This window comes from Sodalinema gerasimenkoae IPPAS B-353, from assembly GCF_009846485.1.
Classification (GTDB): domain Bacteria; phylum Cyanobacteriota; class Cyanobacteriia; order Cyanobacteriales; family Geitlerinemataceae; genus Sodalinema; species Sodalinema gerasimenkoae.
Genome location: NZ_ML776472.1, coordinates 2,219,054 through 2,245,226, shown reverse-complemented (window position 1 = coordinate 2,245,226; position 26,173 = coordinate 2,219,054). Strand labels below are relative to the sequence as shown.

Sequence of the window (26,173 nt, the reverse complement as noted above, 5' to 3'; positions counted from 1 at the left end):
AACCCTCTCGTGAAATCATGCCCCTGCTGCTGCACCTCTCACGAGAGGAACTCATCGAGCGGTTTCGCGGTTAAATCCAGTCCTGACGACCTAGCGGGGGTCGCCAATCAAGATCAACGGCGACCAAAAATAAGGATGACTCTGAACCTGACTCAACTTCGCCTGCCGCAAGGCCTCAGCCTTACTCAACCCTTCCTGCATCATCAGACGATAAAACTCGCTCACCACCGCCTCCGTCGCCGCATCATCCACATTCCACAACGTCGCCATCAACGCCCGCGCCCCGGCTCGTTCCCAGACATAGGCCATGCCCATAATGGCATCCCCATCCCGATTCGTCTGTAACGCCGTCTGACAGGCCGTTAAGGCCACCAATTCCGTGTCCTCCAACCCCAGTAACGCCGCATCCGCCAGGGGATATTCTCCATCGGCGAATAAGAGCGTGTTGGCCTCCATGTGGGTTTCTCGTTGGTCCTGATCCTCACAAATCTCGTTCCCCGACAAACAACAGCCCAATTGCTGAAAACAGCCGTGGGTGGCGAGATGTAGATAGCGATGACGGGGAGATTGACGTTTGAACTGTTCGAGAGTGGCAGAATCTTGGCGGTAAATCTGGCTGTCTGGGGCCAACGCCAGCAGTGCATCGACTTCAGCTTCGGTTCCGGGGAGATTAAAGGGGTCTTGGGTTTGGGGATTGGCGAAACCGAGAACTCGGTAGCCGGGAACCAGTCGCGGTGAGACGAGGGCCGAAACGAAGGCGGCGGCGATTAGGGTTCCTCCCAGGGTCCGATGCTGTTTGAGAGTCGCGCCAAGGCCAAGCACTCCCAGCAGCAGGGGAATGAGCCAGAGGGGGAAGGTTTGGGAGGAGGCGGGATTGGCGAGCCGGGAACGACTTGATAGACGAGTCAGGTAATGGATGGGGTACTGTTCGAGTAGGAAGGTTGCCTCCTGAGAATCCCAGAGAGTTTCAAAGGGGAATTGGCGCAGGGACCCGGTGGCGATAATGGCCAGTTGTTGGGGGTTGAGGGCTTCAAGCTCCTCGGAGATGGGACGGATGAGGTGGTCGTAGAGGGGTGTGGCAAGGGTTAGATAGTCAGAGTCGCCACTTTGGAGCATTTGGCGATAGTCTGTTACCCAATCGTTGAACTCATCGGCGTCGATGGGGACTTTTTGAACGCTGAGATGGTCGCGGCTGAGGAGGAAGAGGGCGATGCTGTCGGGGACGTTTTGGATGTTGGTGAGGAGAACGGGTTGCAAGACGACGGTTCCGCTGGGGAGGCTGGCTTGCAGTTGGCTGAGGTCTTCGGGTTCGATTTCAAAGAGTTCGGCGATTTCGGGGTAGCTGTTGGCGAGGGTTTCGGCTTGTTGATTGACTTGGGCTTCTAGGTCGCGCATTTGGTCAGCGAGGGCTTCGCTGAAGTCATCTTGGAGTTGTTGGCGCAGCGCTTGGACTTGTTGATGTTGGTTGTTCCAGTCGTCGATGGCGGCTTGGGCTTCAGGGTTGGCGACTCGCACGCCGATGAGACGGTTATAGTCGGCGAGTTCGTAGGTGGTGACGCGGTTCGCCCATTCAAAGGCGCGTTGGGGCTGGTTTTGGTCGATGAGGAGGTCAACGAGGGCGACGGCTGGGCCGCGATTGGTTTCGAGGAAGGTCTCGCGGAAGTCTTTTTGCAGTTCGCCTCGGAGGGAGAGGAGGATGTTGAGGGAGTCTTCCCAGTAGGTGATGGCTTTGTCGGGTTGGTTGGTGTCTCGGTACACTGCACCAAGGTTGCTGAGAGTTGTGGCTTCTCCTGAGCGATTCCCTACCTCTCGCAGAATTGGCAAGGCTTGATTGTAGTAGTTCAGGGCTTCAGTCTGGTTGCCCAAGGCATAGTACACAGCACCAATGTTGTTGAGGGTGCCAGCTTCTCCAGGGCGATCGCCCACTTCTCGGCGAATTGCCAAAGCCTGATTGTAGTAATTCAGGGCTTCAGTACGGTACGGGGTCAGTAGCATGTGAGGTGGTTACAATAACTCTCAGATGGCTTCTCCTGAGCGATCGCCCACTTCTCGTTGAATTGGCAAGGCTTGATTGTAGTAGTTCAGGGCTTCAGTACGGTTGCCCCAGTCATCGTACACTCCACCAATGTTATTGAGAGTCATGGCTTCTCCTGAGCGATCGCCCACTTCTCGTTGAATTGGCAAGGCTTGATTGTAGTAGTTCAGGGCTTCAGTACGGTTGCCCCAGTCATCGTACACTCCACCAATGTTATTGAGAGTCATGGCTTCTCCTGAGCGATTGCCCACTTCTCGGCTTATTGACAAAGCCTGATTGTAGTAGTCCAGGGCTTCAGTCCGTTTGCCCAAGGCATGGTACACCAAGCCCATGTTATTGAGAGTTGTGGCTTCTCCTGAGCGATCGCTTACTTCTCGCCAAATTGGCAAAGCCTGATTGTAGTAGTCCAGGGCTTCAGTCCGTTTGCCCAAGGCATGGTACACCAAGCCCATGTTATTGAGAGTTGTGGCTTCTCCTGAGCGATCGCTTACTTCTCGCCAAATTGGCAAAGCCTGATTGTAGTAGTCCAGGGCTTCAGTCCGTTTGCCCAAGGCATGGTACACCAAGCCCATGTTTATTGTAGTAGTCCAGGGCTTCAGTCCGTTTGCCCAAGGCATGGTACACCAAGCCCATGTTATTGAGAGTCCTGGCTTCCCCTGAGCCGCCCACTTCGCGCACAATCGGCAAAGCCTGATTGAAGTAATTCAGGGCTTCAGTCCGCTTGCCCAAGTCATGGTACACCATGCCAATGTTATTGAGAGTCATGGCTTCCCCTGAGTGATTGCCCACTTCTCGTTGAATTGGCAAGGCTTGATTGTAGTAGTTCAGGGCTTCAGTCCGCTTGCCCAAGGCATCGTACACTCCACCAATGTTATTGAGAGTCACGGCTTCTCCTGATCGGTCATTGGTTTGTCCAAAAAGAATCAGCGCTTGTTCATAGGACTCTAAAGCCTTTTGTCTTTGTCCAATCTGGTGGTAATTTCGACCAATCCCTAAAAGGGCTAAAGCCTCCAACTGCCGATGCTGTAATTGTCGAGCCGCCTCTACAACTCGCTCCAATGTTTTGATCGCCTGCACAGATTGCCCCTGTTGTGTCTGTTGAGCGCCCTGCTGCAATAGTTCCCAAACCTCCCGTTCCGACAGTCTTCCCTGCGCCAAAACCGTCTCTGCCCCCACCTCAGGCGACAGAGACCCCATCCCTAACAGCAGCGAAACCGTCAACAGGGAACTCACCCAACGTCCAGTCATGGCTCAACTCTCCCCGTGACTCCCTTTCCTCTATTATTGCCCCAAGGCGCAGAAATTGAGTCCCCCCAAGGGCGATAGAGCCACCCTGCACCAGGGCAGAGCCATGATTTGACATCCTCACCGCCCAGTTTCTCCACCACTATAATCAAGGTAATCTGTAACGCTCCTACTGTTGCCATGAACCTATCACTCACCCCAGAAATCGAACAACGGATTGCGGATCAACTCAACCAAGGACATTACCAATCCGCCCATGAGGTCATCTTAGCCGCCCTAGACCTCCTCGACCGACGCCAGCAATACCTGACTGAACTGCGTCAGGACATCGCGATCGGTGCTACTCAAATTGAACAGGGACAAGTGATAGACGGAGAACAGCTAATTTCTTGAAATTGCGGGTATTCAGGAGATAGGTTGGCATTTGTTGCATCGTGTACAAAATTGTAAGGGCGAAAAATTTTTCGCCCCTACCATGGACGATTAGGGTTATTCCTCCCCGCCGCGACGCACTTTACTCACCACAATTTGTATCTCATCGGCTGACAAGGGCATAATCTCATCCAAAACAAACTCAACATTGTGCTGGAGTTGCAATTTCCCCCGTAACGCCTGGCTATCCCAAGCCTCTTCACCGCGAATTATGAGCATCGTTGCCTCCTCCGAAGACAAAGCATTGAGGGGAACTTGCCAGGTTTCTGTTCCTAGGGTGTCCTCGCCGCGAATGTTGGCACGCCTTGCCAGAACTTCTCCCTGGTTCTGATCGCGATCGCGCTCAATTTTCTCCACCTCACTCAAGGATAATCCCTGAGACAGTCCCGCCAGTTGCAGTTCTCGGCGATCTGGGTTAAATCCCAGCAGTTCATGGTTCGCGGTTCCCCCGCCTTTCAAGTCAATTCTGACTTTTACAGGTAACATGACTTGCAGCAGTCCCTGGTCCTGTAATTGATTGAGTTGTTCAAGGGGGGTGGGGTCAGTCCCTGAGCGGTTCCCCCCATTGCAGGCCACTAAGCCCAGGGATGTCATAATGAGCAAGGGGACAATCAGTTTTGTCTGGGAATGTTTCATGGTTTCACTGAAGTTGAGAACGCGATCGCCCAGTCTGACCTAGGGTTCACTGGATAAGATGTCTCGTCACCAGGACAAGCCAACTGTTATGAAAGAATCACCGCGTTTACCACCGGAAACCTTTGCCCTGGGACGATTGGCTAGTTTATTGGTACTCCTAGGAGCGGTACTATATTTCACGGGTTGGACCTATCGGTGGAGCTATTTTGCCTTTTTTCAACTGGAAGTTACGACCCTCCCATTGCCCCTAGAATCGTTTTATATTGCTTCCTTTCAGGTCTTTTTTGGAAATTTTCGAGCGATTGTTCATACTATTATAACGATTGTCTTAATTCTAGTGGGGGTCTATTGCAGTCTTTGGTTGCTCGAAGGTCAACCCTCGCAACAGGTCCAGAGGAGAGCCAAAAGGATTCGCCGGAGACTGCTGGCAGGTCTTAAGGGTCAATTACGGGGCGATCGCACTCCCCAAAACCCCTGGCTCCGCGTCCTCTTTCGCCTGTATCAAGGCTTACTGCGACTGCTTAAATCCTTCCTCAGTTTTCCCCTCCTGGATTATCAATCTTTGCGCTTCGTGCGATCGCTCCTGGATGAAACGGTGATCGTCTGTTGGCTGCTGATGGCCTGTTTCTGGCTGGCCCAATGGCAAGGGGAGGCCGATGCTTGGCGGGATGCGGTGAATGAAACCTCTTCTCTGCCGGTGGTGACGCTGGTGGTTCGAGACAACAACGTTCCCCTCGGGATTAACCCGGAGCCGGGTCCCAATCCCCAAGGAATCCGCGTCATTGGCGACGATCTCAGTTACCAGCAACTCCTAGGAGATGCCATCAATAACCCGAGCCAGAATCGCGTCTGGCGGCTGCTGATTGATGTCGATGGCGATTATTATGTTTTCCCCACTTTGGCTCAACGGGATGAAACCCGCCGTCCGCCGGTGGTGGTGGTTCCTCGCAGTCAGGAGGGCGATCGCCTGATTATCGTGCGGCCCACCCAGCGGCGAGATGTGCCGGGATTAACTCCCTGAGTGGCGATCGCCCAACCCACCCGGTCCCATCCCCCAGAGCCTCTCCTTTGTTAAAAATCTTAATCTACGGTTTATCGGTCAAGATACGAGAGTTTGCTATAATCTCGGAACAGTCCAAACGCTCACCCCAAGATAACGGGGAGACTTGTGGGAGACTGTAGCTGATGCAACGATTGCGAAACAACACGCCAAGAACCACCATGAGCGATCGCCCCCAAGCACACCTCACCCGAGCCAGTCGCCAACCTTGCGTGACTCCTCGTTCTCTCCCCCCAAGTTCTGAACCCACGTTTTACTACTTCGCCTATGGGAGTTGTATGTGTCCGGTGGATTTACAACGCACCTTAGGGGAGAATACCTGCGATTATGTCTTGGGAACCGCCACCCTACAAGGCTATCGTCTCGCCTTTAACCGTCGCTCTCAACGTCGTAACTGTGGGGTTCTCGATGTAGTTCCTGATGAAACCAGTACTGTTGAGGGGGTGCTATATCGGCTTCCCTGGCGACTGAGCGATCGCCTCGATGAGCGTGAAGAAATCCCCACTGGGGGCTATCGTCGCGAAACCATTAGCGTTCAATGCGGCGATCGTCACTATAGCCAGGTGCGAACCTATGTGGTGGTGAACAAACTCCCGGCTGAATTGGCTCCCAATGATTGGTATTTCAGTGTCGTCTTACGGGGTGCGATTACCTGTGGACTCTCGGAACCCTATTGCTGGCAACTGTTCGAGCATATGTATCGTTTACAGCAAGGACAGGGAACCCCTCGACCCCTGCAACCCAATTGCTTTTTACCCCGTTCAGCTTAAACATCAGCTTAACCATTAGTGCAAACCGTTCATTGGTCGGTTAAAACAAATCTGTTAAAACAAAAATGAGGGGCGCGATCGCCCCCCATTTTTTGGGCCGTCAATTCTACACCCCCAAACTCACCAAACTCAGTAACAGCTCAACCCGTTGGGCGACGCTGTAAGTGACCTGTTGCGCCCAGGGAAGACTATCTAGGGCCATGCTGCCACAGAGCAACATCATATAGAGAATGGAATACTTAAACAGCGATCGCGCCACCTCCGTATCCTCGCAATCGCCCAACAACTGCCACGCCTTCTTAACAAAGGGAATACTGAGGGCGATCGCCAACAGACCATACACCAGACCACAATTCCCCAACGGATAAATCAATAACACCGTCGAAGCCAACATCAACCAGGTATAAATCCAAATCTGTTTCGCCGTCACCTCATTTCCCGCAATCACCGGCAACATCGGCACATCCACCTCCGCATACTCATCGCGGATATAAATGGCCAAGGCCCAGAAATGGGGAGGAGTCCAGAGGAAAATAATCAGGAACAACACCCAAGCCGACCAACTCACCTCACCTGTAACCGCGGCCCAACCCACCAGAGGCGGAATCGCCCCCGCTGCACCGCCAATGACGATATTTTGAGTCGAGTGACGTTTCAGCCAATGGGTATAAATCAGGACATAGAAGACAATCCCCGCCTGGGCCAACAACGCCGCCAACAAATTCGTCACCGTGTTGAGGAGGATAAACGACAACCCCGCCAGAACCCCGGCAAAGATAATCGCATCGCGAACCCGCACCCGTCCTGAGGGTAACGGACGCAGACTGGTACGTTCCATGATTTGGTCAATATCCCGGTCATACAGACAATTGATGGTGTTGGCAGCGGCGGCGGCCAACCATCCCCCCAACAGAGTCGCTAAGAGAACAACCGGATCAACCTGTCCTTCCGACGCAAGGAATACCGCAGCCCCCGTCGTCACCAGTAACAAGACAATAATCCGGGGTTTGGTTAATTGGACATAACTTTGAATAACTTGGTAAACATTGCGATTAAGTGGAGTCGAAGTGGGGGGAGAAATGGAATTTTGCATGAATTTGCGTGTCCTTCTGAAATCTCTCAGATGTCTTAGGGAGCTAGAACCGTTAGCGAAGGGAATGAGCCTCTCCTTAAGCCAGACGGCGATCGCGATTTGCCAAGACCGTAAAGGCAACTAACGTACCGAGCAGCAGCGCCCCAACGGTTTGGTGAGCGACGGATAGGGGTTCAACTTGCAGACGGAAATAGAACGTCGCCACCCCTAAAGCAATTTGGGTCGCCACCAGGGCCAGGGATGCGTTCGCTAGGCGGCGCAGAGGATGGCTTAAGGCGGGAGTCCGCCAAGCCCAAATTCCTAACGCCAACACCGCTAAAGTGGGAGGAACCACCCCCAGGATATGGCTATTCATCACGGTACAGAGGCTTTGATAACTTAGGCATTGATGCAAGGCCCATTGAGAGGCGACCAAGGCCCCCAATAGACTTTGACCATAAACTAAGAGGGCTGCCGCCAAACCGAGCCAGCGTAGGCGGTTCGCGGTTCCATTCCCCTCATAGGGAAGTAGGGCAACGCCAATGGTGAGAACCGTTACGAAAAATAGAAGTGCTGTTCCCAGGTGGGCAGTGACAATATCGAAACGTAACATCTCCGTCACCGTGAGACCGCCTAACAAACCTTGCACTAGCACTAAGGCTAACGCGGCTAGGGCCGCCCAGGGCAGCCAATTGGGGAGCAGGGAACGTCGCCACCAGGTTTGTCCCACTAGGGCGATCGCCAACAAACCAATCACCGAGGCATCCAGACGGTGAAACCATTCCAGAAAGACCTGTAGATTCATCTGGGCCGTGGGCACGAGCTGACCATAACAGAGGGGCCAGTCAGGGCAAGCTAAGCCTGCATTCGCGACACGGGTGGCACTGCCGATCGCCATGAGAATCACCGTTGCCACAGCGATTTTCCAGACGAGACGGCGGACCGAGGCGATCGCCTCTGGGGGCGAGAGAGTATCTGAAGAAGTCGGAGTTAAAACAGAGTGAGCCATGATGTTCGCCAAGTCGGTCAAATTGTCAAGTTCTGTTTGCAAAACGTCACGTCAAGTGAGTTCCTGACGTTCGGGGTCTCTGGCGACAATACAAAACGCATGAAAGGTCTGGTTTAAGCTTAGAACTCTTATCTTGTAAACCAAAGCCAGTTTTAGAAATGTTTTAGATTAGGCAAAATCCCGAGAAATCCGCCCTTGCATCGTAACATCGCTTTACAAAGTCAGGGGGCGATCGCAAATCCAGAAAAAAAACCTAAAGATTTGGCAAATCCACGACAGCTTGCAAGAACCTGTTTTACCGTATAAAGAGATGACACCCCCTGACCCAAGAAGATTTACCCCACATTAGCCCGATTTATCAACTCGTGAAACTACCCACTTCCATTACGACCCTAATCGCCGGCATCCTCGTTACCCTCATTAGCCTCTGGTATGGACAACACCATGGCTGGATGCCCGAAGCCGCATCGCGAGAAGCCCCTCTCGTCGATGATCTCTTCAACATGATGATGACCATCGCCACCGCCCTATTCCTACTCATTCAAGGGGCGCTCGTCATTGCCATTTTCCGATTTCGCCAAAAACCTGGAGATAACACCGACGGCCCGCCCCTAGAAGGAGATATCGGCTTAGAAATCGTCTGGACAGCGATTCCCGTCGTCATCGTCATGGTGCTATCCATCTATAGCTTTGAGGTGTACAACGAAATGGGGGGACTCGATCCCGCCGCCTCCAGAGATCCCGGCCCGCAAAAAACCGCTGTTGTCCCCGGAACTGCCATGGCCGCCACCCTCCCCGGACAAGATAAGATTGCCCTGGGCGTGGGGGCATCGCCTAAGCAACAGGGAAATAACGCCATGGTGAACGTGGATGTCCTAGGACTGCAATACGCCTGGATTTTTACCTATCCTGATAGTGGTGTTGTCTCCGGTGAACTCCATGTCCCCGCTGGCCAAGACGTTAAACTCAACATTGTTGCCCAAGATGTCATCCATGCCGTCTGGATTCCCCAATTCCGACTCAAACAAGATGCCATCCCCGGCCGGGATACCCAACTTCGCTTCAAACCCGAAGTGACCGGAACCTATCCCCTCATCTGTGCCGAACTCTGTGGGGCCTACCATGGTGCCATGCGAACCCAAGTGATTGTGCATACCCCTGACGAGTATGACGAGTGGTTACAATCTCAAATTGCCGCCAAAGAACACGGAGACGGCCTCACCGTTGCCCAGATTATGGCCAACAACGACAATCGACTCGCTCGTCAAACTGAAGACTGGAACATCTCCCCCGAAGCGATCGCCGCCCTGCACGAGATGCCCCAAGGAATGCCCCAAGGAACGCTCCACGAGATGCACCAGCATCTTTAGGGCGAAGCCTACCTCTTTAACAAGACTTGATCTTCCACCATTGACATGACAAGCACTTCTGTTGAACCCAAAACTTCACCCCCCGAACCAGAACGGCATTGGAAAGACTTTTTCGGGTTTAGTACCGACCATAAAGTCATTGGTATCCAATACTTTGTCACCAGCTTCTTCTTCTATCTCCTAGCTGGCCTGATGGCAACCGGCATGAGGATTGAACTGGCCACCCCTGATCCCGACTTCCTGGGGGCTGAGAACTATAACGGCGTTCTCACCCTCCATGGAACCATGATGATTTTCCTGTGGATTGTCCCCACGGGTGCGGCCTTTGCCAACTATCTGATTCCCTTGATGATTGGGGCCAAAGACATGGCCTTCCCCGTTCTCAATGGTTTGGCCTTTTGGCTGGTTCCTCCCGGTGGTGTCCTGCTGCTAACCAGTTTGGTTATTGATCAGCCTCCCGTTGCCGGTTGGACATCCTACCCACCCCTGAGTCTCATCAGTGGCGAAGTGGGGGAGATGATGTGGATTCTCAGCGTTCTCCTATTGGGAACCTCCTCAATTTTGGGGGGGATCAACTTCGTCACCACCATCTTCAAAATGCGGATTAAGGAGATGTCCCTCTACGATATGCCCTTATTCTGCTGGTCGATGTTGGCAACCTCCCTGCTGATTCTCGTGTCCACCCCTGTTCTGGCTGGGGCCCTGATTCTGCTGAGTTTCGACCTCATCGCCGGAACTGCCTTTTTCAACCCCACCGGAGGAGGCGATCCGATTGTTTACCAGCATATGTTCTGGTTCTACTCCCACCCGGCCGTCTATATCATGATTCTGCCGGTGTTCGGCCTCATCTCCGATATCCTACCGGTTCATTCTCGTAAGCCGATTTTTGGCTACAAGGCGATCGCCTACTCCAGTATCGCCATCGCCTTCCTCGGGAACATCGTCTGGGCCCACCATATGTTCACCAGTGGGACTCCCGGCTGGTTGCGGGTATTCTTCATGGCCGCAACCATGATTATCGCGGTTCCTACGGGAATTAAAGTCTTTAGTTGGGTCGCTACCGTTTGGGGAGGCAAACTCCGCCTCAACTCCGCCATGCTATTCGCCATCGGCTTTGTCTCCATGTTCCTCATTGGCGGCTTAAGCGGCGTCATGGTGGCCTCGGTTCCCTTCGATATCCATGTTCACGATACCTATTTCATCGTCGCTCACTTCCACTATGTTCTGTTTGGCGGTAGCGTCTTTGGTATCTTCGCCGGAATTTACCACTGGTTCCCCAAAATGGTGGGGCGGATGATGAACGAAACCTGGGGCAAGGTTCACTTTGTCCTCACCTTCATTGGCTTTAATCTCGCCTTCTTCCCCATGCACATCTTAGGATTGCAGGGAATGCCTCGCCGGGTGGTGCAATATGACCCAGCGTTTACAACCCTCAACCAAGTTTGCACGGTGGGTTCTCTGATTCTGGCGGTGTCAACCTTGCCCTTTTTGGTGAACGCCGCTTGGAGTTGGTTTAAAGGCCCCATTGCCGGTGCCAATCCTTGGAATGCTTTAACCTTAGAGTGGCAAACCAGTTCTCCGCCGATTATTGAGAACTTCGAGGAAGAACCAGTGTTGTGGTCAGGCCCTTATGACTATGGGGTCGATCGCGAACAAGATGATGATAAGTCGGTGTCTGAGTTACTGGCTGAAGTCAAGGCTCAGATGTAATCGACTCCGGCTAACCCCCCCTGAAAATCAGCTTTAGGGGGTGGTTCTGGCAATTTGTAGAACTTGCCTCTTAAGGCGCGCCACTTGCGGTATGCCCCTACACATTAATAATTTGACTTATGCAAGGTTCCACTGCCGATACGACTCAAAATACCCTCGCAACGGCATCTCATACTGAAGCGGGACATCATGGAGACCATCCCGATCATCGCATTTTCGGGCTTTATATGTTCCTCGTTGCTGAGGCGATGATTTTCCTAGGTCTGTTTGCGGCCTATTTAACTTTTCGCTCGGTGGCTCAAGTTTGGCCCCCTCAAGGCACACCGGAGTTAGAGTTGTTGTTACCCACCGTCAACACGGTCATTCTGGTGTCGAGTAGTTTTGTGATGAACCGAGGGAATAAGGCGATTCGCAATAATGACGTGAAGGGGTTACGCACCTGGTTTGCCATTACGGCGGCGATGGGTCTGGTGTTTTTGTTTGGCCAGGGCTATGAGTATTTCACCAATGAGTTTGGCCTGACGGATAATCTCTTTACCAGTACCTTTTACGTGCTGACTGGATTCCACGGCTTACACGTGACCTTTGGTTTAGGCTTGATTTTAGTGGTACTGGGGCGATCGCTCAAGCAAGATCGTTATACCAGTGAGAGCCACTTTGGCCCAGAAGCCGCAGAACTGTACTGGCACTTTGTCGATATTGTTTGGATTGTCTTATTTGGAATTCTTTATCTGTTATAGATGAGCTGGAATTAGGTGGACTCCAGTTGAGAAACAGTTGAATAAACTTGGGTCGAATACCAGAAACCGGGTGTCTTGAAAACACTCGGTTTCTTGCTCTTGATTTCAGGGTTTTTCCCAATCTATAGCAATCGGAGATTGACTTAGGACTTGCTCGTTGGGAAAGACTTCCCCACCTACTGCCTACTGCCTACTGCCTTCTTCTCCCCCATTTTTTCTCCTATTCAGACCAATTTTTGCTATACGTTAACGGGGTTGCGTCTGACTGGGAATGAGAATCAAGGCCCAGTAGGTGGCCTCTTCGGGGTTCAACTCCTGAATCGGGATAATGCGTTGGGTGGGTTGGGTGGCCCGTTCGATATAGAGGGCCCGTTCCAGGAGTCCCAATTCTCCTAAAATATCCCGAACTTTGGTGAAATGTCGCCCGAGTTTGATAATCACCGCTGCATCTACCCCCTGAAGGCGATCGCGCAATTGCTCAGCCTCCAACGTTGCCGGCATAATACTCAACACATCATTGCGGAAGGTAATGGGAACCCCCAACATCGCCGCACTGGCAAACGTCGACGAAATCCCTGGAACCACCTCCGTGGGAAAACGAGGCGCCAGTCGTTGAAACAGATACATAAAACTGCCATACAACATCGGTTCCCCTTCACACAACACCGCCACATCTCGCCCAGCACTCAGGTGTGCCGCGATTTTCTCCGCCCCCAAATCATAATAGGGTTGAGACGATCGCTGCACACTAAAGGGCAACGGCATCGGGATTTCTTGCTGTTCAGGACGAATAAAATCCGCCACAATGGCCCGAGCCAATGCCTTGCCATTTTCCAACGTTGGATAGGCAATCACCGGAACCGACGTTAAAATCCGATGCGCTTTTAGGGTTAATAATTCCGGATCACCCGGACCAATTCCCAATCCATACAGTCGTCCCACCGCGCTCATAATTCATTCTCCTTAGCTAGTGCGTTCACAGCAGCGGCGGCGATCGCACTGCCACCCCGTCGTCCTTGTAACGTAATAAACGGAACCCCAAACTCTCCCCGGGCCAGTTCTGCCTTCGACTCAGCTGCCCCGACAAATCCCACGGGAAATCCTAAAATCAATGCCGGTTTCTCAACCCCCATCTGCAACAATTCCAACAAATAAAACAACGCCGTCGGGGCATTGCCAATCACCACCACCGACCCCGACAAATGGGGTTTCCACAACTCTAACGCTGCCGCCGATCGCGTGTTGCCAATTTGTTCTGCCAGCTTGGGAACTTGGGCATCTCGCAGGGTACAAATCACCGCATTATCAGCCGGGAGCCGGGCCCGAGTGACCCCATGAGCCACCATCTGAGAATCACATAAAATGGGTGCTCCCTGAGCCAACGCCTCTCGTCCCGCCTGAACTGCCCCCTCAGATGCCCTCAAATCCGCCACAATATCGGTCATTCCGCAGGCATGAATCAAGCGAACGGCAACCTGAGCCAAATCAGCGGGCAACGTCTCTAACGCCGCCTCAGCGCGAATCGTGGCAAAGGATTGTTTATAGATTTCCTGACCCTCCCGGATATAATCCATCATCTCAGACACTCCTGAACCCCAACCTTATCTAGCCGTCGCCCCCAATCACTCAGGGACTCATCCCGATGATGACGCTCCCGTTTATAGGACCGCAACAATCCGCCAATTACCCTGGAGAGGTCTTCCACCGCCACCGGCCCCAGGTCATGTTTCCAGGAATCCACCCCATCCCCTAAATAGAGGTGATAGCAGTCGAGGGAGATTCCTAAGAGAGTCATCTCCGCCGGCCCCGGTTGAGCGCAAGATTTGGGACAAGCGGTGAGATGGATATTCACTGGCCGGCCTAACCCCAACTGCTGCGGGAGTTCCTCCAGAAGACGCATCGCCTCAACTTGAGTGGCGCTGGCGGCGGCTGAACAGCCCGGTTTTCCGGTACAGGCGGCGATCGCAACCTCGGGATCCTCTCCCGACAGTCCCAACCCTTGCAATCGCTCTAACACCCTCTCCACTTGGTCTTCGGCGATATTCGCCATAATCAAACTCTGCCAAGGGGTTAACCGCAAGACTCCCTCGCCAAACTGTTCCACTAAATCCAGAACTCCCTGGAACTGTGCCGGGGTTAACCGTCCCAAGGGCAAATCCACGCCAATATAGACTAAACCCGGTTGACGTTGAGGCTGGACTCCCAAATGAGCGCCGCCAGCGCAGGGCTGTAACGTCAGAGGCGGTGCTTCTGGGAGAGGTTGGGAGAGATAGCGTCTCACCTGTTGCAGATACCCCTCCATTCCCCAATCCGCTAACAGATGTTTGAGACGGGGTTTACGGCCCGGCTGGGGGAGGGGTGCAGCTTGGCTAAGGTAATCCAGATACGCTTGAGTCAAAGCCGCCACGGCGTTCACCCCTTGCTGAATGGGAATTACGCATCCGCTGTCATGGAGTTGTTTCCCCGCCGCCAAGGCTAAGTAAAAATAGAGGGAACGCCCCGAATTACCATCGTCCAAAGCCACCACCGAGAGTTGAATCTCGTTATAGCGATAGTCCCAGGAGAACTCGGAGCGAGTGCCGATCGCCACGGACCCACCGCCATCGATGCCGATGCTAAACTTAGCCGGTAGAGCCGCGAGGTGGGGCGAGGTTTGAATATAGTCATCCAAAGCCTGCACCCAGGGACGAGTATCGAGGAGTTCCTGGGAATCAATCCCAGCAGTAGGACTGGCCATAATGTTACGCAGGTGATCCAACTGCGGGAGACGGGCCCCTAAGCCTAGATGTTGAAGTTGCGCGAAAACCTGGGGACTGGGGGCGATCGCCAGGGAACGTAGTTGCAGATTTCCCCGATTCGTCACTTGCAGACTCTCACAGTCCCATTCCTTCAGCCATTGGGCGATCGCCCGTCCCTGAGACAGGTTAAGCTGTCCCCCAGGGGTACGAATACGAAGTAAAAATCCATCTTGGGCCCGAGTCCCATAGAACAATCCCGGACAGGGATTCGCGTCAATAATCCAATTCACAATTCAGTTTCCTTCTCTGTGCAACGCAGAGAATTGACAGGTCCCGACCAACAGTCGGCTTGATGTTGGTGTTCTGACTTATGGGTGCAAGGGCGCGCCACAAGAGTTCGCCCCTACTGAGAACACCCCATTACAGTTGCGGCACAGTCCCGGAATTTAACCGGAGTTTCCCAACAATCAATCCCCCCACCATAGCATAGGACGACCCCTTCATGAGACAGTACGGTAGGGGCGGAAAATCGTTTGCCCTAGCTAGGATTGAGGAATGAGGCGCGTAGGGATGACAGGCCAGCAGAAATGGTTATCAGTGATTGGTATTGGGGAGGAGGGACAGGCTGGACTCAGTGCAGCAGCGCGATCGCTCTTGGAACAGGCCCAAATTCTGGTAGGCGGCCGGCGACATTTAGGCTTTTTAGACGAGAGCGATCGCCGAGAGCGGCTCATTTGGGGCGCACCCCTACAAACCACCATTGACGCCATCCTCCAGCGTCGCGGCCAACGAGTCTGTGTGTTAGCCACAGGTGATCCCATGTGGTACGGCATTGGGGCTACCCTAGCCCGTCAGGTTCCCCTAGCAGAGATGACCATTCTTCCAGCCCCTTCCGCCTTTAGTCTCGCCTGTAGCCGCCTGGGTTGGCCCCTCACAGAGGTGGATACCCTCAGCCTCTGTGGACGACCTCCCGCTTTGTTGCTCGGTTATCTTTATCCGGGGGTGCGTCTGCTGCTGTTGAGTGGCGATCGCCGCACCCCAGCGATCGTGGCGCAACTGCTCACTGAGAGAGGATTTGGGGAGAGTCAGATGACCGTCTTGGAACGGATGGGGTCCTCAGAAGAACGGCAGATTCAGGGAACGGCCGCCACCTGGAACGATGAGGACTTAGCGGACTTAAACACCATCGCCATTGATTGTTCTGGGGAGAATCAACAACGCCGTTGCGTTCCTGGACTTCCCGATGAAGCCTATTTCCATGATGGCCAACTCACCAAACGAGAAATCCGTTCCGTCACCCTCTCCAGTCTCGCTCCCCAACCGGGACAACTGCTCTGGGATGTGGGGGCCGGCTGTGGGTCTATTAGTATTGAATGGCTCAGGAGCGATCGCCGTTGTCGGGCGATCTCCATTGAACCCCATCCCCAACGGTTGCAATACCTGGCCGATAATGCCGCATCTCTAGGCGTTCCTCATTTAGAGATTATCCCGGGACAAGCACCAGAGGCATTGTCCGATTTACCCCAACCCCACTGCATTTTTATCGGCGGTGGATTGACAACGCCTCATCTGTTAGAAACCTGTTGGCAAGCCTTACCCCCTGGGGGTCGTTTAGTGGTGAATGCGGTCACAGTTGAAAGTGAACAAAAACTGCTTCAAGCGCAGCAAACTTGGGGGGGAGCGTTAACCCGAATTGCCATTCAACGGGCGCAACCTCTGGGTAAATTTCTCAGTTGGAAGGCCATGGCCCCGGTCACCCAATGGTCTGTTATCAAACCATGACATCCTGATATGGTAAGGGGCGTTTTCAGGACATCCCCACAAGACAATCCAACCAATCCAGAACTTGATTAATATCGCTGACCGTCTCCATCTCCGGCATCGTCGGACGCTGTACCATCACCACCGGAATCCCCAACTCCCGTGCTGCCACCAGTTTGGCATAGGTCGCCTCGCCGCCACTATTTTTACTAACGATCGCCCCGATTTGATACTCTTGCAACAGCGATCGCTCCTCATCTAAGGAAAATGGCCCTCGGGCCAGGAGAATTTTCCCCGGAGGAATCGGCGTCTCCTCATGGGGGGGGTCAATCATCCGCATCAGGAACCAAAGCTGTTGCAACGAGGCGAACTTGGCCAACTCCTGACGGCCAATCGTCAGAAACACCCGCTGAGCCACCTCTGGCAAACGCTCAGCGGCTTCGGCGTTACTGGAGACATCCAGCCACCGGTCCCCAGGCTGAGGAGACCAAGGGGGACGAGACAAACGGAGATGGGGAACCCCCGCCTCTCGGGCCGCTAATACCCCATGGATTGAGATTTGCGCGGCGAACGGATGAGTTGCATCAATCAGGGCCTCAATCCCCTGTTCCTGTAGATAGTCCCGTAACCCTGAAACCCCACCAAAACCTCCGAAGCGAGTATTGGCGATAGGGGGGTCCGGCTGACGGGTCCGGCCCGCCAGAGAGGCGATCGCCTCGATATCTGACCGTTGCGAGGCCTGATAAGCTAAATGTCGCCCTTCTGTCGTCCCCACCAAAATCAAGATTCGCTTTTTCGTCATGCTCTCGTGACAGACTCGTGACAGTTCCTAGAATAGACCGTTAGCTGTTGATACGTGATTGGATGTGACCCCTTCCCTTGCCCAAGATGCCATTGAACTGCTCCTAGATCTCGCCGAACGAGGTGAGATTGATCCCTGGGATGTGCAGGTGATTGATGTCATTGACCGCCACCTGAGTCACCTCGCCCCCAGTCTCTCCCCAGGAGGAATTCCCTATGAAGCGGATTTGTCCCGTTCAGGACAAGCCTTCCTCTACGCATCCATGTTGTTACTCCTCAAAGCCGATACCCTAGTTCGCGCTCCCCTAGAGGAAGAACCCGAGGCCTTAGACGAGAACTTATGGCTCACAGAGGGAGAATCCCAACAGTTATCCCTCCCCTTCCGCCTAGAAACCCAACTGCAACGGCGGGCCGTGGCGCCCCCCTTACGCAAGCGTCCCGTGAGTTTGGGGGAAATGATCGCCCAACTCGAAACCATCGCCGAGCAATTCCAAGATGACCCCTTAGAAGGGCGATCGCGCCGTCGCCGCAAAACCCCAAAACGGCAAACCGCCGAAGAAATTGGCCAACTGGCCCATGAGGAAAACCTGACCGAAACCGCCGCAGACATCGAGGCCTTCCTGCTAGCGGAGTGGGACAAGATGACCGAGGGGGAAACTTGGGTCAGTTTTGACCGTCTTCTAGAGCGTTGGACTCCCGGCTCAGAGCAGCACCATAGTCTCGCAGAACAGCAGGTGGCAGTGTTTTGGGCATTGCTACTTTTGGCATCTCAGTCGAAAGTGGAACTTTTGCAGGCACAGTTCTATGGACAGATTCAAATTAAACTAATCTTCGAGTCGTGCTGATTACAGCGGAAATCGACTCACTCAAGCCGATCAGCTAGGGTAAGAATGCCTGACATTGGTTTTGTCCTCGGCGATCGTGTCGTATAGTGAGAAAGAAATCGGCATCCGCATCGGCAGATCCATCAAACTAGCCAGTTGACCAAGGGTTGGAACAGAGAAATTCATGAAAGCGATGATTCTAGCGGCGGGAAAAGGTACCCGCGTGCGCCCGATTACCTACACCATTCCCAAACCCATGATCCCCATCCTGCAAAAGCCAGTGATGGAATTTCTTGTGGATCTGCTGCGCCAGAATGGCTTTGACCAGATTATGGTGAACGTCAGCCACCTGGCCAACGAAATCGAGAACTATTTTCGGGATGGACAGCGTTTCGGCGTGCAAATTGGCTATTCCTTTGAAGGCAAAATCACGGCAGATGGAGAGCTAGTGGGCAAGGCCCTCGGTTCAGCTGGGGGGATGAAGCGGATTCAAGATTTTTATCCCTTCTTCGACGATACGTTTGTTGTTCTCTGCGGGGATGCCCTGATTGACCTCGATATCAGTGAGGCGGTGGCCTGGCATCGCAAGAAAGGGGCCGTAGCAACGGTGATTCTCAAGCCGGTTCCCAAGGAGGAAGTCTCCAGTTATGGGGTTGTAGTCACCGACGAAGATGGCAGAATCAAGGCCTTCCAGGAAAAACCGGAGGTGGATGAAGCCTTAAGTAATAACATCAACACCGGGATTTATATCTTTGAGCCAGAGGTCTTTGACTATATCCCCTCGGCCACAGAATTTGATATTGGTGGGGATTTGTTCCCTAAACTTGTGGAAATGGGTGCGCCCTTTTATGGGTTAAGCATGGATTTCCAATGGGTGGATATTGGACGTGTCCCCGATTACTGGCAAGCCATTCGCACTGTTCTACGGGGCGAGGTTCGCAATGTGGATATTCCGGGGCGAGAAGTGGCCCCCGGGATTTATACGGGTCTGAATGTGGTTGTCAACTGGGATAAGGTTGATATTAAAGGCCCCGTCTATATCGGCTCGATGACTCGTATTGAGGATGGGGTGAAAATTATTGGTCCTACGGCCATTGGCTCAAGTTGTCGGATTGGAGCGAATGCCACGGTGGACAATACTGTGATCTTCGACTACTCCCGGCTAGGACGAGGTATCCGCCTCGTGGATAAACTGGTTTTTGGACGCTACTGCGTCGATCGCCTCGGCAACACCATTGATGTCCAAGCCGCAGCCCTCGACTGGCTCATTACTGATGCGCGGCAAGATCCCCCCTCCCGTGTTCCGAGAGAACATCAGGCGATCGCCGAACTCCTAGGAGGCGATGGCAATGCCTTAATTTCCAATGATGATGATTGAGTCAGTTCCTACCCCTGTCTGAGTAAGACCGTTCCCACGTCCGCTTTACGAAAAGTTACCCCGAGGCTCCCCATGACTCCTTCCCTGAAGCAAAAAGCGCCTTACGGTGCTTGGAAATCTCCCATTACCGCTGATCTGATTGTTTCTGAAAGTATCGGTTTGGGAGGAATTGCCTCTGATGGGGACAGCCTCTATTGGCTCGAAAGTCGCCCCTCGGAGGGGGGACGGACGGTTCTGGTTCGTCGTCAGGCTGATGGGGGCGTTGAGGATGTGACCCCCCAAGGCTACAACGTGCGCAATCGTGTCCACGAATATGGCGGGGCCGCCTTTACGGTGGCTGATGGGGTCGTCTATTTCTCTAACTTTGCTGATGGGCGGTTATATCGCCAAGTCCCCAATGGTGAACCGCAAGCCCTCACCCCGGAGGGAGAGTTTCGTTATGCCGATTTTCAGGTGGATGGAGAGCGATCGCGCCTGATTGGGGTGCGTGAGGACCACTCTGGCGAGGGAGAACCCCAAAATACCATTGTGGCGATCGGCTTCGACGGTTCGGTAGAGGTGTTGGTGTCGGGGAGTGATTTCTACGCCTCGCCACGTCTGAGTCCTGATGGCCAAACCTTAGCCTGGCTAAGTTGGAATCATCCTAATCTACCCTGGGATGGCACCGAGTTATGGGTGGCCCAAGTCACTGAAAACGGGCGGTTGACGGCTCCCAAGAAGGTGACAGGAGGCAAGGATGAGTCGGTGTTTGGCCCCCAATGGTCTCCCGATGGGATTTTGCATTTTGTCAGCGATCGCGCCAGTTGGTGGAATCTCTATCGCTGGACTGACAATGGGGTTGAACCGATGTTTCCCCTCAATGCGGAGTTCGCCACCCCGCAATGGGTGTTTGGGATGTCCACCTATACCTTCCTCAGTGCCGAACGGTTAGTTTGCACCTATACCCAGCGGGGACTGTGGCAGTTGGCAACCCTCAACCCCAAAAGCCGACGACTGCAAAATCTTGAAACCCCGTACACTCAAATGTCCTCGTTAACGGCTCATGGCGATCGCCTGGCGTTCTTGGGCGGTTCAGCGACGGTTCCCAGTGCCTTTTTGTTGATGGATCTCGATGGGGGTGAGGTAGATGTGTTGCGGCGATCGACTCAACTGGAGATTGATCCGGGCTATCTGTCTCAACCGCAACCCATTGAATTTCCCACAGAAGATGGGGCCATGGCCTATGGCTTCTTTTATCCCCCACAAAACCAGGATTATGACCCCTTAGAGGCTGAGAAACCGCCGTTACTGGTGAAAAGTCATGGCGGCCCCACAGCGGCGGCCTCAAGTGCCTTACGGCTGTCGGTTCAATATTGGACCAGTCGCGGTTTTGCCTTTTTGGATGTCAACTATCGCGGTAGTACCGGCTTTGGCCGGGATTATCGCCAGGCCTTGGATGGACAATGGGGCATTGCCGATGTGGATGATTGCGCTAACGGGGCTAAGTTTTTGGCAGAACAAGGCTGGGTAGATGGCGATCGCCTGGCCATTACCGGAAGTAGTGCCGGGGGCTATACCACCCTGGCCGCCCTCACCTTCCGGGATACCTTTAAGGCGGGTGCGAGTTACTACGGGATTAGTGATTTAGAAGCCTTAGCTACCGATACCCACAAGTTTGAGTCCCGCTATTTAGACCGCCTGGTGGGCCAGTATCCCGAGGAAAAAGAACGTTATGTGGCGCGATCTCCCATTCATTTTACCGATCGCCTCTCCTGTCCGGTGATTTTCTTCCAGGGATTAGAGGACAAAGTGGTTCCCCCCAATCAAGCCCAACGCATGGTTGAGGCCCTACGAGACAAAGGACTCCCGGTGGCCTATGTTCCCTTTGAAGGGGAATCTCATGGCTTTCGTCAGGGGGCCAATATCAAACGGGCCTTAGAAGCAGAGTTTTATTTCTATTCCCGTGTCTTCGGCTATGAACCGGCCGAGGCGATCGAACCGGTGGAGATTGCCAATCTAGACTAAGGCCCCCAAATTGTGACAAATGCCCCTCTAAACCGATTCGGTAGTCCCGGTTCCTGAGAGGGCATCCCGCAGTTTTTCTAAGCCAATCAGAGTTGGTACCAGGGCCAATAACATCAAGGCGGACACCATATCCCCGCCCCAGCCTTCGTGCAGCCAGTCGAACAATTGATCTTGTCCCTGACCATGAAAGAGGGTAAGAAAGGTGTTACGGAAGATATTGGTAATAACGCTGATGAGAACTCCCGACAATAAAAAGGCCACCACCGTTTTACGGAACTTCAGCGCCCCCGTCCAATAGAGCAGCATTAGAGCCACATACAGGGTGGTAAAAAGCATTTTGAAGCCGGCACAGTGAGGGGCAACTTCCACAATACGGCCGCCGACATAAATAAAGATTTCTTGCACCGTCACATCAAATCCCCATTGAGTGAGAATAAAGCCAGCGGTTCCGGCAATGAAGCTTTGCAGGGGATAGGAGAAGGGGGCAATCAAATAGGGAATATCGGTAGGGGTTGCCAAAAGAACCAGCAGCCAGGGAATACTAAAGAGTTTCATCCCGGGAACCCCTTTGAGACCAAAGCATAGCCCGGATAAGAGAATCGGGAAAGAGAGGCTCACCAAGTCAGGAACTCCACTGAGGTAAAAGACCGCCGCTAGTCCGAGGAGGACGGCACCCAGGGGATTAAACCGATTGGGAAGTTCTTGCCATTTATGACGTTTTTCCCAAACAATATAGGCGGCAAATGGCAAGCCAATGACCCCATGACTGTAGTATTCATGTTCTAGGCTAATGGTTTTATTAATCCAGCCATCATACCAATGAACCATCAGCGGTATGTAGAGAACCGCTAGCAAAACCAGCATGATGATTTCTAGGTAATGTCGCTGGAAATTCGATTTAAGTTGAGTTTGTAGAGTCATGTTTCAAGGTGAATTTAAGGGGCATGTTGGGGCACGCGAGGCGGCTAACGGTGAGGTAACAATAATATTACGATGGGTTGGACAGTTCAGTTTTAATGGCATACACCACTCGTTCGATGTCCTCATCCCTTAAACCGGGATACATGGGCAAGGAGAGGATCTGCTCGCTGAGGGATTCGGCTACGGGGAAATTGCCGGCACTATAGCCTAGGTTACGATACGCCGGTTGGAGGTGACAGGGAATGGGGTAGTGAATCCCCGTTTGAATCCCTTGTTTTTCTAAGGCGGTACTGAGGCGATCGCGATCGCACTCAGGATGGTTCACCCGAATTACGTAGAGATGATAGACATGGCCCGTGCCGCAGTCGTTTCTCATGGGGACAATGCCCTGTTCCCGCAGGGGTGCCAATAGGCGATCATAGGTTTGGCCCGCTTGGTTCCGCTGCTGATTCCAATGGGCCAGATGGGGCAGTTTAACGTTGAGAATGGTGCCTTGGAGGGTATCGAGGCGGCTATTGGTCCCTCGATAGACATGAACATATTTCTTGGGAGCGCCATAATTGCGCAGCGATCGCACTCGCTCAGCCACATCGGCCTGATTGGTGACGACGATGCCCCCATTTCCGGCGGTTCCTAGGTTCTTGCTGGGGTAGAAACTAAAGGCGGCGGCCATGCCTACGGAACCGGCGGTTTCCCCGTCTCGTTGTCCGAGATGAGCTTGGGCGGCATCTTCAAAGAGGATTAGCTGATGAATGGCGGCAATTTCCCGCAATTGTCGCGGGGAGACCAGTTGTCCGTAGAGGTGAACCGGTAGAATGGCTCGGGTGCGTGGGGTAATGGCCCGTTCGACGGCTTCGAGATCAATGAGTGCGGTGTCGGGATCGCAATCGACTAACACCGGGGTGGCTTCGGCGTGCAGTACCCCAATGACTGTGGCGATAAAGGTGTTCGCCGGAACAATGACTTCATCCCCTTTACCAATCCCGCAGGCTTGCAATCCCAGGGCAATGGCATCGGTTCCACAGGCGACGCCAATGCCATGGGTGACGCCACAGGCTTGGGCGAAAGCGGTTTCAAACTCACGAACGGCCTGCCCTAAAATGAAATCACCCCGTTCTAAGACTTGGGCGATCGCCGCATCGAGTTCCGCTTGAATAGGCTGGTGCAGAGAATGCAGGTCTACGAAAGGAATTGAGGTTGGCTCTGAAGTCATTGTGGAATGGACGAAAGGACAGAGGCTGATTTCTATACTGTAGCCTGGTTATTTGAGCGATCGCCCTGGATTTAGGGAAACTTCATGGAATCTTTACAGTTAACAGAATAGTTATCCCACGGTATTGAGGCGTTATTTTATTTCATCAAAACAAGCTATTTATAATAGACCGAATCAAGATTTAAGGCGATTTCAAAAAGTATTTAAAACTGAATTTTAAATAAATTAGACAACCGCAAACGGAGTAATTCTGTTAAAATGTGGTTCCCTGAGGCGTTGAAGTGAATGGTGTCTCGATATAAGTTTTCGGGATTATCAAGCCCATTGAATGTCTGCAATACATCCACATAGGTGATGCCGTACTCCTTGAGGTGGTTGGCGAGGCGTTCGCGGGCTTTCTGCTCATAGGGACGTGGCCCCGGCTCTCCCAACTCCCGTTTTAAGGGGGTCAACAGCACCAGTAAACTAACGTTTTCTGCCTTTAAATACTCACAAAGCTGACCAATCGCCTCTAAATTCTTCTGGACTACATCCCCATCCTCTTGGCGCAGTTGTGCTAACTCAGGAATCTCCTCCGGGGGTAAAAAGCGGCTGATGAGTTCGACCCAAGCCAGGGGAGGGCGTTTATCGGGATAACTGCGATCGCGCCCCACCACCACCGACGTAGGTTGACGGGAAAATAAGTCATCGGTATTGAGCAGCAACACCACCTCAGTCGCGCCAAAAATGCCAAACTTACGGACATATTCCCATTGATTGCGGGGGCCCCAGGAGTTGGCCGAAGCATTTAATACCTCCACCGGCTGATCTGGCGTTCCCAGACGTTCCTGTAACTGGGCCGAAATCGTCCGAGCATCATCAGTCCACCAGCCGCCATTGGCAAGGGAATCCCCCAACAGCAAAATGCGGCGAGTCTCGGGGGCCGGATCGGGGTTGATCTCCGGCCCGCGTAGAGAAAACTGGTTAATCGTAATCCGATTGCCAAAACGGCGGGTGCGTTGATTGGGGGCCAGACGATAGCCGATGGTTTCATCAGCCACATATAGCGGTGGATTGCCGAAGCCTAAGAACCAGCGGAGTCCTAATTCCGAGGCGATCGCCACCGTAACCATAATAAGAAGGAAAAGTTCTACCACTTTCACGGTTTTTTGTGAAGATCTGCGTTGCGATCATATTTAGAGCTAGATCCTAGTATAGGCGCTGTATAGGCGCTCACTTGAGTCAGCGGCGATCGCCCCAGTTGCGATGGCGATCGCCCGAAAGAATCCCGGCTTATAGGCGCTCACTTGAGTCAGCGGCGATCGCCCCAGTTGCGATGGCGATCGCCCGAAAGAATCCCGGCCAGCCCGAGAACTGCAACGAACAAACGGTATAGTTGATCTGGGACAGGGTGGCAGTCATGTCCCCCATCCTAGCCCGAGAACTGCAACGAACAAACGGTATAGTTGATCTGGGACAGGGTGGCAGTCATGTCCCCCATCCTTCTGGCCCAATGCCTGGGATAATGATTGACCCTGGGGGAATCTCTTTCCCCGTCTGGCGTCAGTCTCCCCCGACCAACCAAGTCCGAAATTAGCAAAAACGTGGACTTCAAGCAGATTTTCCAAACCTCAAACCCAATTATCGGAGTTGTACACCTACTTCCCCTACCCTCCTCACCCCGCTGGGGGGGGAATCTGAAGACGGTCATCGATCGCGCCGAACGAGAAGCGGCCGCACTGGCCGCCGGGGGAGTCGATGGCATGATTGTCGAAAATTTCTTTGATTCCCCCTTCACCAATGGACAAGTCGATCCGGTGGTGGTCAGTGCGATGACCGTCATTGTGGAGCGCCTCATGGGGTTGGTCACCGTTCCCATTGGCGTCAATGTCTTACGCAATGATGCCCGCAGCAGTTTGGCGATCGCCAGTTGTGTGGGGGCCAAGTTTATTCGCGTCAATGTCCTGACCGGCGTGATGGCAACGGATCAGGGCATTATTGAAGGCTGCGCCCATGACTTGATGCGTTACCGTCGGGAACTCGGCAGTGAGGTGCAAATTCTGGCCGATGTCCTGGTCAAGCACGCTCATCCCCTGGGAAGCCCTAGCCTCAGCCTTACGGTACGAGAAACCCTAGAACGAGGTTTAGCCGATGGTGTCATTCTCTCGGGGATGGCCACCGGGATTCCTCCGAGTCTTGAGGATTTAGAAGTAGCCCAACGGGCCGCTGGGTCTAAACCCGTCTTGATTGGCAGTGGCGCCACATGGGAAAATATCCCCCACTTGATGAAAGCTGCAAACGGGGCAATTGTCTCAAGTTCCCTGAAACGTCATGGCAACATCCACGAACCCATTGACCCGATCCGAGTTAGCCAGTTTGTTGAAGCGGTGCAAGCAGCTCCGGCTGAGGAGACAGCCGCCACAGTAAATAGTCGAGCTTTAAACAAAGTGAGATTGTAATGTAGAGGAGAAGCAT

General features: G+C 53.3%; 25 protein-coding genes and 1 riboswitch. Of the genes, 11 read left to right on the top strand and 14 right to left on the bottom strand.

Features of this window, described 5'->3' with window-relative positions; translation table 11 throughout:
• Positions 1 to 90: 90 nt before the first annotated feature.
• From L855_RS21830 to L855_RS21820, 3 genes are read right to left on the bottom strand one after another with little or no spacing between them, the layout of a single operon-like run.
• The gene (locus L855_RS21830; RefSeq protein ID WP_246198790.1) at positions 91 to 1,995 is read right to left on the bottom strand and encodes a CHAT domain-containing protein; all 1,905 of its coding nucleotides are present in this window, start codon (positions 1,993 to 1,995) and stop codon (positions 91 to 93) included.
• Positions 1,996 to 2,016: 21 nt separating this feature from the next.
• Positions 2,017 to 2,607, bottom strand: a complete 591-nt coding sequence (locus L855_RS21825; protein ID WP_246198789.1) for a tetratricopeptide repeat protein — start codon at positions 2,605 to 2,607, stop codon at positions 2,017 to 2,019.
• Entirely contained in the window at positions 2,570 to 3,283 is a 714-nt protein-coding gene (locus L855_RS21820; RefSeq protein WP_246198788.1) for a tetratricopeptide repeat protein, read from the bottom strand. Before L855_RS21820 ends, L855_RS21825 begins: the two co-directional genes overlap by 38 nt.
• Positions 3,284 to 3,460: 177 nt before the next feature.
• Here L855_RS21820 and L855_RS09765 point away from each other — a divergent pair, with 177 nt between their 5' ends.
• Positions 3,461 to 3,673, top strand: a complete 213-nt coding sequence (locus L855_RS09765) for a ribbon-helix-helix domain-containing protein (RefSeq protein WP_159787418.1) — start codon at positions 3,461 to 3,463, stop codon at positions 3,671 to 3,673.
• Between the two features lie 96 nt (positions 3,674 to 3,769).
• On the opposite strand, the gene L855_RS09760 is transcribed toward L855_RS09765, so the two are convergent.
• Entirely contained in the window at positions 3,770 to 4,348 is a 579-nt protein-coding gene (locus L855_RS09760; RefSeq protein ID WP_159787415.1) for a hypothetical protein, read from the bottom strand.
• 88 nt (positions 4,349 to 4,436) lie between these two features.
• Here L855_RS09760 and L855_RS09755 point away from each other — a divergent pair, with 88 nt between their 5' ends.
• Together L855_RS09755 and L855_RS09750 are read left to right on the top strand one after the other, a co-directional pair.
• Entirely contained in the window at positions 4,437 to 5,369 is a 933-nt protein-coding gene (locus tag L855_RS09755) for a hypothetical protein (protein ID WP_159787412.1), read from the top strand.
• A gap of 164 nt (positions 5,370 to 5,533) precedes the next feature.
• The gene (locus L855_RS09750) at positions 5,534 to 6,178 is read left to right on the top strand and encodes a gamma-glutamylcyclotransferase family protein (protein WP_246198787.1); all 645 of its coding nucleotides are present in this window, start codon (positions 5,534 to 5,536) and stop codon (positions 6,176 to 6,178) included.
• A gap of 106 nt (positions 6,179 to 6,284) precedes the next feature.
• Here the strand turns inward: L855_RS09750 and L855_RS09745 are convergent, their stop codons facing one another.
• Positions 6,285 to 7,271 (bottom strand): heme o synthase, encoded by a 987-nt coding sequence (locus L855_RS09745; RefSeq protein ID WP_159787409.1) that lies wholly within the window; start codon positions 7,269 to 7,271, stop codon positions 6,285 to 6,287.
• Between the two features lie 76 nt (positions 7,272 to 7,347).
• Entirely contained in the window at positions 7,348 to 8,259 is a 912-nt protein-coding gene (locus L855_RS09740; protein ID WP_159787406.1) for a COX15/CtaA family protein, read from the bottom strand.
• A gap of 365 nt (positions 8,260 to 8,624) precedes the next feature.
• Here L855_RS09740 and L855_RS09735 point away from each other — a divergent pair, with 365 nt between their 5' ends.
• The 3 genes from L855_RS09735 to L855_RS09725 all read left to right on the top strand — a co-directional run bounded on the left by L855_RS09735 (position 8,625) and on the right by L855_RS09725 (position 12,079).
• Positions 8,625 to 9,629, top strand: coding sequence for a cytochrome c oxidase subunit II (locus L855_RS09735; RefSeq protein WP_159787403.1), 1,005 nt, complete (start codon positions 8,625 to 8,627; stop codon positions 9,627 to 9,629).
• A 45-nt stretch (positions 9,630 to 9,674) separates the two neighbouring features.
• Complete coding sequence (ctaD, locus tag L855_RS09730; RefSeq protein WP_159787400.1) at positions 9,675 to 11,339, top strand: cytochrome c oxidase subunit I; 1,665 nt, start codon at positions 9,675 to 9,677, stop codon at positions 11,337 to 11,339.
• 119 nt (positions 11,340 to 11,458) lie between these two features.
• A complete protein-coding gene (locus L855_RS09725) occupies positions 11,459 to 12,079 on the top strand; it encodes a cytochrome c oxidase subunit 3 (RefSeq protein ID WP_159787397.1) in 621 nt (206 codons plus the stop codon).
• A 246-nt stretch (positions 12,080 to 12,325) separates the two neighbouring features.
• On the opposite strand, the gene cobI is transcribed toward L855_RS09725, so the two are convergent.
• From cobI to cobG, 3 genes are read right to left on the bottom strand one after another with little or no spacing between them, the layout of a single operon-like run.
• On the bottom strand, positions 12,326 to 13,030 hold the full coding sequence (cobI, locus tag L855_RS09720; RefSeq protein WP_159787394.1) for a precorrin-2 C(20)-methyltransferase: 705 nt from the start codon (positions 13,028 to 13,030) through the stop codon (positions 12,326 to 12,328).
• Positions 13,027 to 13,656 (bottom strand): precorrin-8X methylmutase, encoded by a 630-nt coding sequence (locus L855_RS09715; RefSeq protein ID WP_159787391.1) that lies wholly within the window; start codon positions 13,654 to 13,656, stop codon positions 13,027 to 13,029. Before L855_RS09715 ends, cobI begins: the two co-directional genes overlap by 4 nt.
• Positions 13,653 to 15,107 (bottom strand): precorrin-3B synthase, encoded by a 1,455-nt coding sequence (gene cobG / locus L855_RS09710; RefSeq protein ID WP_159787388.1) that lies wholly within the window; start codon positions 15,105 to 15,107, stop codon positions 13,653 to 13,655. The genes L855_RS09715 and cobG overlap by 4 nt, the downstream gene beginning before the upstream one ends.
• Before the next feature lie 59 nt (positions 15,108 to 15,166).
• Positions 15,167 to 15,288, bottom strand: a riboswitch (adenosylcobalamin-variant (AdoCbl-variant) riboswitch).
• Between the two features lie 99 nt (positions 15,289 to 15,387).
• Here cobG and cbiE point away from each other — a divergent pair.
• Positions 15,388 to 16,599 (top strand): precorrin-6y C5,15-methyltransferase (decarboxylating) subunit CbiE, encoded by a 1,212-nt coding sequence (gene cbiE, locus L855_RS09705; protein WP_159787385.1) that lies wholly within the window; start codon positions 15,388 to 15,390, stop codon positions 16,597 to 16,599.
• A gap of 25 nt (positions 16,600 to 16,624) precedes the next feature.
• Here the strand turns inward: cbiE and L855_RS09700 are convergent, their stop codons facing one another.
• Positions 16,625 to 17,380: a cobalt-precorrin-6A reductase gene (locus L855_RS09700; RefSeq protein ID WP_159787383.1), complete on the bottom strand. Its 756-nt coding sequence runs from the start codon at positions 17,378 to 17,380 to the stop codon at positions 16,625 to 16,627.
• Positions 17,381 to 17,444: 64 nt separating this feature from the next.
• On the opposite strand from L855_RS09700, the gene L855_RS09695 reads away from it, so the two are divergent.
• The 3 genes from L855_RS09695 (at position 17,445) to L855_RS09685 (ending at position 21,585) form a co-directional block, all read left to right on the top strand.
• Complete coding sequence (locus tag L855_RS09695; protein ID WP_159787380.1) at positions 17,445 to 18,224, top strand: segregation/condensation protein A; 780 nt, start codon at positions 17,445 to 17,447, stop codon at positions 18,222 to 18,224.
• 163 nt (positions 18,225 to 18,387) lie between these two features.
• Positions 18,388 to 19,581: a nucleotidyltransferase family protein gene (locus L855_RS09690; protein ID WP_159787377.1), complete on the top strand. Its 1,194-nt coding sequence runs from the start codon at positions 18,388 to 18,390 to the stop codon at positions 19,579 to 19,581.
• A gap of 72 nt (positions 19,582 to 19,653) precedes the next feature.
• Positions 19,654 to 21,585: a S9 family peptidase gene (locus L855_RS09685; RefSeq protein ID WP_159787374.1), complete on the top strand. Its 1,932-nt coding sequence runs from the start codon at positions 19,654 to 19,656 to the stop codon at positions 21,583 to 21,585.
• Between the two features lie 27 nt (positions 21,586 to 21,612).
• On the opposite strand, the gene crtB is transcribed toward L855_RS09685, so the two are convergent.
• From crtB to L855_RS22210, 4 genes are all read right to left on the bottom strand, one after another.
• Positions 21,613 to 22,506, bottom strand: coding sequence for a cyanoexosortase B (gene crtB, locus L855_RS09680; RefSeq protein ID WP_159787371.1), 894 nt, complete (start codon positions 22,504 to 22,506; stop codon positions 21,613 to 21,615).
• Between the two features lie 67 nt (positions 22,507 to 22,573).
• Positions 22,574 to 23,719, bottom strand: a complete 1,146-nt coding sequence (locus L855_RS09675) for a DegT/DnrJ/EryC1/StrS family aminotransferase (RefSeq protein WP_159787368.1) — start codon at positions 23,717 to 23,719, stop codon at positions 22,574 to 22,576.
• A gap of 203 nt (positions 23,720 to 23,922) precedes the next feature.
• Positions 23,923 to 24,855: an SGNH/GDSL hydrolase family protein gene (locus L855_RS09670; RefSeq protein ID WP_246198785.1), complete on the bottom strand. Its 933-nt coding sequence runs from the start codon at positions 24,853 to 24,855 to the stop codon at positions 23,923 to 23,925.
• Positions 24,856 to 24,991: 136 nt separating this feature from the next.
• Positions 24,992 to 25,120: a hypothetical protein gene (locus L855_RS22210; RefSeq protein ID WP_281349492.1), complete on the bottom strand. Its 129-nt coding sequence runs from the start codon at positions 25,118 to 25,120 to the stop codon at positions 24,992 to 24,994.
• Between the two features lie 182 nt (positions 25,121 to 25,302).
• Between L855_RS22210 and btpA the strand changes: the two genes are divergently transcribed.
• Positions 25,303 to 26,157 (top strand): photosystem I biogenesis protein BtpA, encoded by an 855-nt coding sequence (btpA, locus tag L855_RS09665; protein ID WP_159787365.1) that lies wholly within the window; start codon positions 25,303 to 25,305, stop codon positions 26,155 to 26,157.
• Positions 26,158 to 26,173: the final 16 nt, after the last annotated feature.